Below are 12,798 nucleotides of genomic sequence, written 5' to 3'. Positions count from 1 at the left end.
TTTGGGTCTTCCGGCCAACAAAAAAAAGGCCGGATGGCAGCATCGCCATCCGGCCGGAACGATACGACCTCCATGATTTTTATTGTACGAGGACCGGTTGCAGACAGCTGACGCCAGTGACACGCACATCCGCCTCGCCGACCCGGACGCCGGCGGCGAGAAGCAGATTATAAAGCAGCGTATCGATCGATGGCGTGACCGCACTCAAGCTCTGGGCAAGCGCAGACTGGACGGCTTGGGGGCTGCCGACCGTCAGGAACAGCACCTGGATATCGGCGTCCAGATTGTTGAGCAGCGTCTGCGTCGTGGAGGTCAGGATGTCCTTGGTGGACACGCTCTTGACGCCCCCCATGGCGACCTCGGAAGGGCTGAACGTCAACCGCTGCGGCTGCATGTTTTTCGTTTCGACATGGGCGATGCCGTCGATCCTGAGGAGGGCGGAATCGACGAGCCGGGCTTTCTCAACCCTCGCCTCATTGCTGAAGTTCGACAGAACTGACGGATGGACCGTTCCGATCGCGATTTCCGCGACGCCCGGGACGGCTTCGACGGTCACGCTGGCATTTTGCGGGGTACTGCCATAGCAGCGGATGTCGGCCAGCTTGCCTTCCGCGTGGGCAACTTCGACGTAGATCGGGAGTTTGATCTTCAGGCCAGCCAACGCCGCCAGGCCATTGACGTTGACGTCCACAGCAAGCCGCGTCTGCGCGGTGCGAACGGCCGAGCCCGGCGCGCCCAACCTGTGTGGCGGCGTTTCGACGGGCGGCTCGCCGACGGCGAGTTTGACGCTGGCCGAGGCTATGCCGGGAAGGCCGGCGATCGCGTCAAGCGAGATCTGGTTGGTGCCGTTGGCGATCGCCGCGGCAGCCGAGACGATGTCGAACGCGCCCACCGTCATGTCCCAGTTCGATCCGGCATCGACGTTCAGGCCCTTCTTGGGATCGACATTGAGGATCTGCGACAGGGTAAACGTCTTCTTGCTCTTGTTGCTCGCCGTTTCCAGGGCCTTCAAGGCGGATGTTGCCGCACTGGAAATCCCGTGAACGGCCTGCAGGGAGGACAGAAGCTGCGGCATGGTGAGGTTCGCCGTCAAAACATCTTCATAGCTTGCCGCCGTCAGATTCAGCCGCGTGGAAACGATCTTCAGGAAGGGCCGGACGTTGATATCCGCGTCCACCAGGGCGCGATAGTCCATCACCTTCAGGGAAATCGTCGTGCCGAGCATCTGGCCGAGCACGGCGTTCAGAATACCGCCGTCGAGGCTTGCAAGCCGCGAGCCGATCGAGAAGGCGGCGAGCTTGGTGCTGGCGGCCGTGCCTGTGGCGCTCATCGTCGGCGGCGCGCTGAACATGGCCGCGAGATGCAATGCGCCTTCCTTCTCGATCGATACCTGGGCCGCGTCCGCGGGCGTGGCATTGGGGATGAAACGCTGTCCGGTCGCGAGCGCCGGATCCGGCACATAGCGACCCTTGACGATGGTGACAATGCCGTTCTGAAGTGCCGTCAGGTCTCTCGGAACGACTTTTCCGTCGACGGTCAGCAATCCGCTTTTGGTCGCAACAGCGAGGTTGAGCCCATTATTCTTGAAGTGATCGCGCGCCGCCTTTTCGACATTGGGCAGATCGGCGGCCGCGACGATCGCGGTGATATCGACGATGCCCTGCATTTCGCGCTTCTGCAGCGTGAGATAGCCGTAGTCGACACCGAGGCCGAGCGACAGGACGACCAGCGGCAGAACGAGGGCCGCCGATATGCCGATATTGCCGGATTTCTCGGAGAAGAAGCTGCCATGCTTGAATTTTGCGCAGTCCATATCAGATACCTCCCAGCCGGATTGTCGCGTATCTTTTGATTTGCTCGTCGGGCAGCGCAAAGGAAAACAGTTTCCAGATGGGTAACTCACTGGAATCATAGGCGATCGTGACGGTGAACTGATTGAGGTTGCTGACGTCGTCCTCGACGTCGACGGTCAGCTTGTCTCTGCTGATGAAGGCGTAGTCCAGCGTGGTTGACTGGATAAAGGTGTTGGCTAGGCTCTTTCTCTCGGTTTCCGACAGGCCGGCGACGGCCGTCCGCGCCGCATCGGCGGCGATCTGCTGGATGGCGTGGCTGGCGCTGAGGTAAATGCCATATCCGATCATCGTGAAGATGGTCAGGAAGAAGAGCGGGGCGACGATGGCAAATTCCAGCGCGGCGGCACCTTCGATATTCTTGCGCAGTCTTGATATGAGAGACATCTAACTCACTCCCAAGTTTATATCGCGCCGAAATTTCGATCCGGATACACCTATATCGTGTTCTTCAATTGTTAATTTTTCGATACGCTAATAAATTGTCTTTTATGCTTTTGCGTCTCCTTATTGTATTTCAAGTATTTAGGGCTGTATCATTTTCGTCCGTGTGGACGCTTCAGCTCCGAGGTTCGATCCGGAATGGCACACCTGAAAAATTAAGTCTGCGGACCGGCTGAGTTTTTGTATGAGTTCATTTCGGAAACCGTCGTCCGCATCGGCCACGCACGCTCTTGCAAGGACCTTCGATCGTTTCTGCCGGAGCCTTGTCACGAGGGGCGGCGACGCTTCTGCCGGAGGCTCGGCGCTCTTGTGGCTGCGCAAGAACGGACCACGTCTATCATCGGCCCGTCCCGTACCTCTCCACCCAAGATCCTCAACGAAGGAGCCGAATACGCCATCCAATCCATCATCACATTGGAGGATGGGGCCATGCACCTCTTACCACCTTTAGAAGTTGTAGTGCAGACCGATTGCTAGGGTTTGCGGACAATCAAAAGCTGGCAGGATGGGTCTTTGTAGAAGCGTGATCTGGCCGGCCTATTTGGGCGGCTGTAATCGGCTGCGACCGGGTGGCGTGAGAAAATCCACGTGGTTCGCAAGGCCTGGCCAGATGTCCCAACATTGATCCAATTGTCCGGGAAACACCATGACCCACTCTCGTGAGATCGCTTTCATCGACCCCTCTGTCACGGACTTCGAGACGCTGCTTGCCGGCCTGAGACCAGACGTCGAGCCAGTGGTGCTTTCGCCGGACGAGCCGGCCATGACCCAGATGGCGCGGATACTGGAGGCGCGCGCGAACCTCGACGCGATCCACTTGATCGCGCATGGCCGGCCCGGTGAAGTAAGCTTCGCAGCGGGCCCGGTCTCGTACGAGACGATCAAGGACGAAACGAGCGAACTTCCTGGCTTCGGCACAGCACTTGGAACGGAAAAGGCCCTGCTGATTTGGGCCTGCGAGACCGGCGCCGGTGAACGGGGTGCTGCCTTCGTTGATTCGCTTGCAGCATGGACAGGCGTTCGCGTCGCGGCTGCGAGCGGCATTGTCGGCGCGGAACTTCGCGGTGGAACCTGGTCACTGGATCGCGGTGACGGCCCCGGTCGTCCGCCGCTTTCGCCGGAAGGCATGATGACCTATGCCGGGATCATGGCGACGTTCACGGGCACCAGCGGCAACGACACGGCGAACGCCACGACGGGGACGCTCACCGGATTCTCGGGCGGCACTGTCGCTCAGCTTCAGGACGCCAGCGGCGACACCTTCAATGGCGGCAACGGCGCAGATGCAATCGTCGCCGGCAGCGGCGACGATACGATCAACCTGGGCAGTGGCCAGTTCGTTGCCGGCGAGTCGATCGATGGCGGCGCCAACAGCGCTAGCGGTACGCGCGACCAGATCGTGTTGACGGCCGGCATCACCGTCAACTTTTCGCTTGGAACGGTTTCCGGCATCGAGACGCTCACCGGAAGTAGCGGCAGCGACAATGTAACGATGACGGCGTCGCAATGGGCCGGGTTCAGCACCATCAATCTCGCCAGCGGCTTGTTGACGACCGATGTTTTGAATGTCCTGGCGAGCGGCAACATTTCGGCGCTCACAATCCCGACGGTCAGCAATGTCGAAACCGGCAACCTCACCGGCACCGCCGGCACCGACACGGTGACCCTCAGCGGCACGCAGCTCGACGCGATCCTCATCGGCGCGGGCACGATCAATCTCGGCACCGGAACCGGTGACACGATCAATCTGACCTCGACCTCGTCCGACCTCAATACACTCGGGGCGACAAATGCATCCATTCAGGGTGTCGAGGCGATCTCGGCTTCGGGCGCAGCAGCCGGCGTGACGATCACACTGGGCGGCCAGAGCGAAGCTTTCGCCGTCACCGGCAGCAACCAGGCCGACACTATCACCGGCGGGTCCGGTGCCGACACGATAGTCGGCGGTGCCGGCGCCGACACGACAAGCGGCGGGGCAGGCAACGACACGATCGCCTATGACGGCTCGGATGTCTCGATCGCCGGCGGAACGAACACCGACACGTTGGTGGTAACGGGAGCGGCGACGATCAACCTGTCGTCCGCGGACCAGAGCTCCGGCGACACTGCAAACGTCACCGGCTTCGAGAACGTAAATGCAAGCGGATCGAATGCGGCCGTGAGCCTCACCGGCAGCAGTGGCGCTAACGTGCTCACCGGTGGATCGGCAGCCGACACGATTGTCGGCGGTGCCGGCGCCGACACGATAAGCGGCGGAGCGGGCAACGACACGATCACCTATGACGCCTCGGATGTTTCGATCGCCGGCGGGGCGGATGTCGACACGCTGCTGGTCAACGGTGCAGCGACGATCAACCTGTCGTCCGTGGACCAGAGTTCCGGCGATACCGCAAATGTCACCGGCTTCGAGAACGTCGATGCCAGCGGCTCGATCGCGGCCGTCAGCCTGACCGGCGACGGCAATGCCAACGTGTTCACCGGTGGATCGGCTGCTGACACGATTGTCGGCGGTGCCGGCGCCGATACGATAAGCGGCGGAGCAGGCAACGACACGATCACCTATGACGGTTCGGATGTCTCGATCGCCGGCGGAACGAACACCGACACTTTGGTGGTAGCAGGAGCCGCGACAATCAACCTGTTGTCCGCGGACCAAAGCTCCGGCGACACTGCGAACGTCACCGGCTTTGAGAGCGTGAATGCAAGTGGATCGACCGCGACCGTCAGCCTGACCGGCGATGGCAATGCCAACGTGTTCACCGGTGGGTCGGCCGCCGACACGATTGTCGGCGGGGCCGGCGCCGACACGATCGGCGGCGGGGCCGGCAACGATACGATCACCTATGACGGCTCGGACGTGTCGATCGCCGGCGGGGCGGATATCGACACGCTGCTGGTCAACGGTGCAGCGACGATCAACCTGTCGTCTGCCGACCAGAGTTCCGGCGACACGGCGAACACGACCGGCTTTGAGAGCGTGAATGCAAGCGGATCGAGCGCGGCGGTCAGCCTGACCGGCAGCAGTGGCGCCAACGTGCTCACTGGAGGGTCCGCAAACGACACGCTTAACGGCGGCGGCGGCAATGATACGATTGATGGCGGCGGCGGAACAGGCGACACCGTGGTCTTCAGCGGGGCATTCGCGAACTATACGATCGCGCTTTCAGGGGCCACCTACACGATCGCCGACAACCGCAGCGGCTCCCCGGATGGTGCCGATACCGTCACTGGTGTCGAAAATTTCCAGTTTTCCGACGGAACGCGCACCGCAAGTCAGCTCAACCCGACCGCCCAGAACAAGATCGTTCTGGAAAACCTGAAGCAAGGCAACCCCATCAGCGAATGGGGCATCGACGGCGACGGCGACGGCAACATCCAGGGCTTTGCAACCCAGATCAGTACCAATATGGGCCAGACGGTCGACTTCAAAATTGCGACCAACTCGACCAACTACCGGATCGATATCTATCGACTGGGTTATTATGGCGGTGCAGGCGCACGCAAGGTGACGACAATCGATGTGAACCTGGCACAGGCGCAGGTGCAGCCGCATCCGATCGTCGACATGTCGCGCGGTTTGATCGATGCGGGCAACTGGGCGGTCTCGGCAAGTTGGGCCATCCCTTCCGACATGGTCTCGGGCGTCTATATCGCCAAGCTCGTCCGCGAGGACGGCACAACGGGCGCCAGCCACATCCCCTTCATTGTCCGCGACGACAGTTCCACCAGCGATATCGTCTTCCAGACTTCCGACACCACCTGGCAGGCATACAATGCCTGGGGCGGCGCCAGCTTGTATTACGGCGAGGTGCCGGTCGATCCCAACGATATGATCGGCTACATGCCGCCCAACTGCAGTTGCGGCCTGACCGCGATCGGCCGCGCCACCGCGGTCAGCTACAATCGACCGTTCATCACCAACACCAGCCCGAGCGGCGGCACACATGATTTCATATTCGGCGTCGAACATTCGGCGATCCGCTGGCTCGAGCAGAACGGCTACGACGTCTCCTACGTCTCCGGCGTCGATACGACGCGAAGCGGCAGCCTGCTGCTCAATCATGAGGCTTTTCTTTCGGTGGGCCATGACGAGTACTGGTCGGCTGAACAGCGAGCCAACGTCGAGGCGGCGCGCGACTCTGGCGTCGACCTTGCCTTCTGGAGCGGCAACGAAATCTACTGGAAGGTTCGCTGGGAAACCAGCATCGACGGCAATGGGACGCCGTACCGGACGATGGTCACCTACAAGGAAACCTGGGGTGGGACCCCCGATCCGAGCTCGACGGGTACCGGCACCTGGCGAGACCCGAGGTTTGCCGATCCCGGACAGGAGCCGGAGAACTCGCTGAGCGGCACCATGTTCACGGTGGACAGTTACCGGCAGGACACGATCACCATCCCTTACGACTATTCCAACCTGCGATTCTGGCGCAATACCGACGTCGCCGATCTGCAGCCGGGCCAAACCTACTCGCTCGTCCAGAACCTGCTCGGCTATGAGTGGGACTCCGACGTCGAAAACGGCTACCGGCCCGCCGGGCTGATCAACATGTCGCTGTCGACGGTTTCAGTGAACACCTATCTGCGCGACTACGGCACTTCGATCGGTCCCGCCGATGTGACGCACAGCCTGACCATGTACCGGGCCGAGAGCGGCGCCCTCGTCTTCGGAGCGGGTACCGTCTTCTGGTCCTGGGGCTTGGATTCCAACCATGAGGGTGCGACCACACCAACCGATCCGAATGTCCAGCAGGCGATGGTCAACATGTTCGCCGACATGGGCATTCAGCCTGGGACACTCGACGCAAGCCTGATCCTGGCGACGCAATCGACCGATACGACCAAGCCGACCTCGACCATCACCTCTCCGACCTTGGGCGCGAGTTTCGTCGAGGGACAGAAGGTCACGATCACCGGAAGCGCACAGGATCTCGGCGGCGGCATTGTTGCGGGCGTCGAGGTGTCCCTTGACGGCGGCCAGAGCTGGTGGAAGGCGACAGGCCGCGAGGCGTGGAGCTACAGCTGGGTCGTGCAGGCGTCCGGGACCTACAACATCATGTCGCGCGCCGTGGACGACAGCCTCAACCTCGGCAATCCGTCGGCGAGCACCCAGGTCACGGTCAACCTGCCTTCGACATCGAGCCTCTGGACCCTTGCCAGCAAACCGCAAGTCGAAACCAATCTCGACCGGGACGGCGTCGAACTGGGCGTCCGCTTCCAGGCGACGACGGATGGCGTTGTCAATGGCATTCGGTTCTACAAGGGGTTCTACAATATCGGCCAGCACGTCGTAAATCTGTGGACTACCACCGGCACGCTGATGGCCACCGGCATTTCCGTCGGCGAATCCATAACGGGCTGGCAGACGGCGACTTTCTCGAATCCGGTGCGTCTCACTCCCGGAACGACCTATGTCGCGTCCTATCACACCGGTGGATACTATTCGTCGAACGACAATTATTTCACATCATCCTACACGAACGGCCTGCTGAATGTTCAGTCTGGCGGCGGCGTCTACGCGTATACCAGCAATAGCAACGGCGTATTCCCGGGCAACAGTTCCAACGCAAACTACTGGGTCGACGTCGTTTTCACGCCGGACCCCAACCAGGCGCCGACGGCGACGGCCGATTCGGGATTCACGGTCGGGAAGAACGGGATGCTCCCGATCTCCTTCACTGCACTGGTGGCCAACGACACCGATCCCAACAGCGACCCGCTGACCGTGAGTGCGGTCAGCAATGCCACCAACGGAACGGTGGCGCTCGACACGCAGACGGGCAATGTCATCTACACGCCGAATGCCGACTATAGCGGGCCGGCAAGCTTCACTTATACGGTTTCGGACAGCCGCGGCGGCACGGCGACCGCCAATGTGTCCCTGACGGTCGAACAAGACCCTGCCGGTGTGTCGCTGTTCCAGTGGACCGAAGGGCCGGCGGGGCCGGCGGTCAGCGACGCCCAGCCACTGGAGCTTGGAATGAAGTTCACCGCATCCGTGGTCGGGACGATCACGGGCATACGCTTCTACAAGCCAGCCACTGCCACCGGGCCGCACACCGGTTCGCTATGGTCGTCGACGGGCACGCTGCTGGCGACCGTCACCTTCACCAACGAATCCACCAGCGGCTGGCAGACCGCCACCTTCTCCAGCCCGGTCGCGATCACGGCGGGGACGACCTATGTCGCGTCCTACCACACGACCGGAACCTATGCGGCCACCGCGAACTATTTCAACAGTTCGAAGGTCAACGGATCGCTGACGGCTCCCTCATCCGCGACAAGCGGCGGAAACGGCCTCTATGTCTATTCGTCGGGCACCGCGTTTCCAACGACCAGTTTCCAGGCCAGCAACTATTGGGTCGACGTCGTCTACAAACGTTCGACCGTCAACACGGTGCCGATTGCCAGCAACGACAACGGCTTTACGGTCTCCAACAGCAACTCGATTTCGATTGCCGCATCCACGCTGCTTGCGAACGACAGCGATCCCGACGGCGATCCTTTGACGATCACCGGCGTGAGCGGTGCCACGAACGGCACGGTGGTGTTCAACAGCCAGACCAACGCCGTCACGTTCACGCCGGCTTCGGGCTATATCGGGCCGGCAAGCTTCTCCTACAGCATCTCGGACGGTCGGGGCGGAACGGCGTCTGCCGCCGTAAGCCTGACGGTGGGTCAATCGGAGACAACACTGAACTTGTTCTCTCCATCCAACGCGCCGAGCACGGCTTCCGTCAACGACCCCGAGTCCGTCGAATTGGGCGTGAAATTTATAGCTTCGTCCGCCGGTATCATCACCGGGCTGCGCTATTACAAGAGCGCCCAGGACACCGGCACACATACCGGCTCGCTGTGGACCAGTGGCGGGAATCTGCTCACGTCTGCAACTTTCACCAACGAGAGCGCCAGTGGCTGGCAGACGGTGACCTTTACCCAGCCGGTCTCGATTTCTGCGGGGGCGACCTATATCGCCAGCTATCATTCCAATGGTTTTTATGGCGTGACGCCGAATTTCTTCGCGACCAGCTACACGAACGGCCCGCTGTCGGCGCCGTCCAGTGCGGGGAGTGGCGGAAACGGTGTCTTTGCCTATGGCACGACCAGCCTTTTTCCGACAGCCACTTACAATGCGACGAACTACTGGGTGGATGTCCTCTACGAGCAGGCAACGGGAAACCTCAGCCCCGTAGCGCTCGACGATTCCGGGTTCTCGACGCCATCCAACGCGGTGTTCTCCGTACAGGCGAGCACACTGCTTGCCAATGACAGTGACGCCAATGGCGATCCGATGGTCATTACCGGTGTCGCAAACGCGGTGAACGGCACCGTCGCCTTCAACAGCCAGTCGAATGCCGTCACCTTCACGCCGACGAACGACTACACCGGCGCTGCGAGCTTTACCTATTCCATCTCCGACGGGCAGGGAGGAACCGATACGGCCCAGGTGTCGCTCAACGTCGTTCCGCCGGACGAACAGAACCTGTTTTCGTCGAGCGCGACGCCAGCGACCGTTACCGAAAACGACTCCGCCGACGTCAATCTCGGCATGAAGTTCCAGGCGGACGTCGCGGGCTCGATTACCGGGTTCCGTTTCTATAAGGGTCCGAGCAATACCGGCCCGCATACGGGATATCTCTGGACGTCGACCGGAACGCTGCTCGCAAATGCCACTTTCACGAATGAAAGCGCCAGCGGTTGGCAGTCGGTCGCTCTGGCCCAGCAGGTTCAGATCCAGGCAAACACGACCTATGTCGTTTCCTACAGCAGCAATGGGTTCTATTCGGCGACGAGCAATTTCTTCAGTTCCGGCGTAGACAACGGCAATCTGCATGCCCTGTCGTCGGCGCTCAGCGGCGGCAACGGCGTCTATGCCTACGGCTCGGCCGGGCTGTTCCCGAACAGCGCCTTCAACAGCACAAACTACTATGTGGATGTGGCGTTCAGACCGCAGCTGGCGGCGTAGGACAGGGCTCAAGAACGAACTGATGTGATGGCCGCGCGATAGAGGGAGAGTACCGATGAGCAGCGAACTCTACGCCGACGGCATTGGCGAGATCACCGTGACCGGCGCGGTCGTCAGGATCGATCTGATGAGCCTTTCCGCCACCGAAAAAGACGGGCAAAACAATCCGAAACCGGTTTTCCGCCAGAGGATACTCATGCCGGTCGATGCCTTCGCCAACGCCGTCGATCTCATGCAGGAGGCGTTGGGCGGCTTGGTCAAAGCCGGTGCGGTTCGCCGGTTGTCCGATGTCCAGAAGATGCCGCGGCTCGTCCCCGCTGAAGCGGGTTAGCTTAATCCTAACCCCGACGGGGAGACCTTTCTAGAGAGCCCCTCCGCTTGCGTGCGCGAACAGATCCGCGTGTGACTGGAAGAACCTGTCTGTCCCGAAACGCTTGCCGAACATCATGTCGTGCTGCAGGAAGCGATAGTCGCGGATAAGAGAGGGAACAGTCTTCTTGCGACCCCAGGCGGGCGTGTCCTTGCCGGCGGCATCGATGAGCATGTAGCGATCGATGACGTGATACTGGTCGAAGACGTTGCCGAGGAATCCCGTGTAGTAGGGGTGCTCGAAGCCGCCCTGCTTGAGGATATGATAGGACAGGAAGGCCGGGCTGATCGTGCCGATATCCTTGACCGGCCCGGTCTTGTTCGACCAAACGACCAGCGGCGTCTCGTGCTGGGCCTTCATCTGTTCGAGCGGTCCCTTGCGCGAGGCGGTCACGTCGTTCATGAAACCGGTGTTCGGATAGACCGTGTTCAGCGGCGGCAGATGGTCGCCGAAGAGCACGATGATCGTTTCACGGTCGCGCTCCTTCGCCCAATCCATCAGCATTTTCAGGCTGTCGTCGGCTTCCTTGATGCCTTGCGCATAGGTCGCCAGCACCTGCCTGTCGACTTCCGGCAGGTTTCCTTCCACCTTGATGGTGTTCTTCGCGTAGCGGTTCGCTTCATAGGGGCCGTGGCCCTGCAGCGTGACGGTGAAGAAGAAGAACGGATCGCGCAGCTGATCGGCCTCGCGGATGATCTCCTTCGTCAGCGATTCGTCGGAAGCGAAGATGCCGCGCTTCTGCATGGCCGGCAGGTTCTCTTCCGACCGGAACTGTTCGAAGCCGAAGGCCTTGTAGACGGCACTGCGGTTCCAGAACCATTTCTGGAACGGATGCACGGCGCGGGCGACATAACCTTCGCCGCGGAAGAAGGTGGCAAGCGACGGGATCGGATTGCGGATATACTGCTGGTAGGGAATGCTGCCATAGGGCAGGAAGGCATTCGAAAAGCCGGTCAGTGCTTCGAACTCGACATTGGCGGTCATGCCGCCGAATTCCGGCGAAAGCACGTTGCCGGACTGCATCTTACGGATGGTCGGCATCGGATCGGGCGACAGCTTGACGTTCGGCAGGCGGGTCGGATCCCAGAAGGATTCACTCATCAGCACGATGACGTCCGGCTTGCCACGATGCGTCGTGCCGGCCGGCACCGGCTTCGTCGGGATCTTGTCGATGGCATCGGACATGTAGCCCGCCGGCGCCGTGACGTTTGCCATCGGCAGGTTGAGGGCGAACGCCATGACGAAACCGTTGTGGCGATAGTTTTCCGTCTGGTCCCACATGATCGGAATGATCTGCAGCCGATCGCGTATCCAGGAGAAATTGTTGTAGTCCATGATGTGGTAGAAGGAGGCGAGCAGCGGCAGGGCCACCGCCAGCCGGGTCAGGCGCTGGCGGCGTGTCAACAGCGGAAAGCGGCGCCAGGCGAAACGGGCAAGCCAGGCAAGGGCGATGATCGAGGCGATAAGGCCGACGACAATGCCGGCCGCCGTCCAGGGGCGGTCCCGCACCAGGACCGGCATCAGTTCCATGATCTGGCGCCCGAACAGGAAGTCCGTGGGATAGAGCGGGTCTGAGAGGAAAATCTGCTTCTGGCGGCTGACGAGGGCCGGGATCAGTGCGAGCGGCGCGATGAAAATAATGCTGTAGTTTTCGCGTCCGAACGCCGCGTCGAGTGCCAGGAAGACGAAAAAGAAGACGCCGGCCGTTGTCCAGGCGGGGCGCACCGGATCAAGGAAATACGAGACTGCCTCGGAGGCCGAATCGCGCGTGATCCATTCAACGGCGAAGATGAGCGTGATCGACAGGAGCAGCGACAGGCAGAGGCGTCCCGCGATCGACAGCAGCTTGCTGTTACGGGCGCCGAAAGCGATTGGGGGACCGTAGACCTCGGTGGCGGTAGCAGTACGCACTGCCGATTCAAAACTGGCCAAGGCCCTCTCCAATTTTCATAAAACTGTCGTCTCAATGTCATACAGATGTCATGTTGAACGCAGGATGAATAAGCCGGGTAAGGTTTTTCCAGTGCTTTTTCTGTCGGGATCCGAGACGCGAAACGTGCGCGCCGGGGCATTCCTGTGGTTGTGCTGCGGGTCTCAAATCCCGAGCGGACGCTTTTTTTCTATTTTCACGGCAGGCACGGGTTTTTTTGGCGCGGAATGCGTTAGAT

The 12,798-nt window shown here is 60.9% G+C and carries 5 protein-coding genes and 1 pseudogene; 3 read left to right on the top strand and 3 right to left on the bottom strand.

The window, feature by feature from the left end; genetic code table 11:
* Positions 1–79: 79 nt before the first annotated feature.
* Together WI754_RS16755 and WI754_RS16750 are read right to left on the bottom strand one after the other, a co-directional pair.
* A complete protein-coding gene (locus tag WI754_RS16755) occupies positions 80–1,813 on the bottom strand; it encodes a TadG family pilus assembly protein (protein ID WP_349434604.1) in 1,734 nt (577 codons plus the stop codon).
* A gap of 1 nt (position 1,814) precedes the next feature.
* On the bottom strand, positions 1,815–2,237 hold the full coding sequence (locus tag WI754_RS16750) for a TadE/TadG family type IV pilus assembly protein (RefSeq protein ID WP_349434603.1): 423 nt from the start codon (positions 2,235–2,237) through the stop codon (positions 1,815–1,817).
* A 703-nt stretch (positions 2,238–2,940) separates the two neighbouring features.
* Between WI754_RS16750 and WI754_RS16745 the strand changes: the two are divergent.
* From WI754_RS16745 to WI754_RS16735, 3 genes and pseudogenes are all read left to right on the top strand, one after another.
* A pseudogene (locus WI754_RS16745) lies at positions 2,941–4,802 on the top strand (DUF4347 domain-containing protein); the annotation flags it as partial.
* 124 nt (positions 4,803–4,926) lie between these two features.
* Entirely contained in the window at positions 4,927–10,260 is a 5,334-nt protein-coding gene (locus tag WI754_RS16740; RefSeq protein WP_349437844.1) for a DUF4082 domain-containing protein, read from the top strand.
* A gap of 55 nt (positions 10,261–10,315) precedes the next feature.
* Positions 10,316–10,591 carry a hypothetical protein gene (locus tag WI754_RS16735; protein ID WP_349434602.1) on the top strand — a complete coding sequence of 92 codons (276 nt, stop codon included), beginning with the start codon at positions 10,316–10,318 and terminating at the stop codon, positions 10,589–10,591.
* 30 nt (positions 10,592–10,621) lie between these two features.
* Here WI754_RS16735 and WI754_RS16730 read toward each other — a convergent pair whose 3' ends face one another.
* Positions 10,622–12,562 (bottom strand): LTA synthase family protein, encoded by a 1,941-nt coding sequence (locus tag WI754_RS16730; protein ID WP_349434601.1) that lies wholly within the window; start codon positions 12,560–12,562, stop codon positions 10,622–10,624.
* Positions 12,563–12,798 lie beyond the last annotated feature (236 nt).

It is taken from the genome of Pararhizobium sp. A13 (genome assembly GCF_040126305.1).
Lineage (GTDB): Bacteria > Pseudomonadota > Alphaproteobacteria > Rhizobiales > Rhizobiaceae > Pararhizobium.
The sequence above is the reverse complement of the archived record's forward strand: the minus strand, read 5'-3'. Positions and strand labels throughout refer to the sequence as shown.

Coding starts and splice junctions, on each gene's coding strand:
- WI754_RS16750 (WP_349434603.1), bottom strand. CDS start 2,237: ATGTCTCTCATATCAAGACTGCGCAAGAATATCGAAGGTGCCGCCGCG.
- WI754_RS16735 (WP_349434602.1), top strand. CDS start 10,316: ATGAGCAGCGAACTCTACGCCGACGGCATTGGCGAGATCACCGTGACC.
- WI754_RS16755 (WP_349434604.1), bottom strand. CDS start 1,813: ATGGACTGCGCAAAATTCAAGCATGGCAGCTTCTTCTCCGAGAAATCC.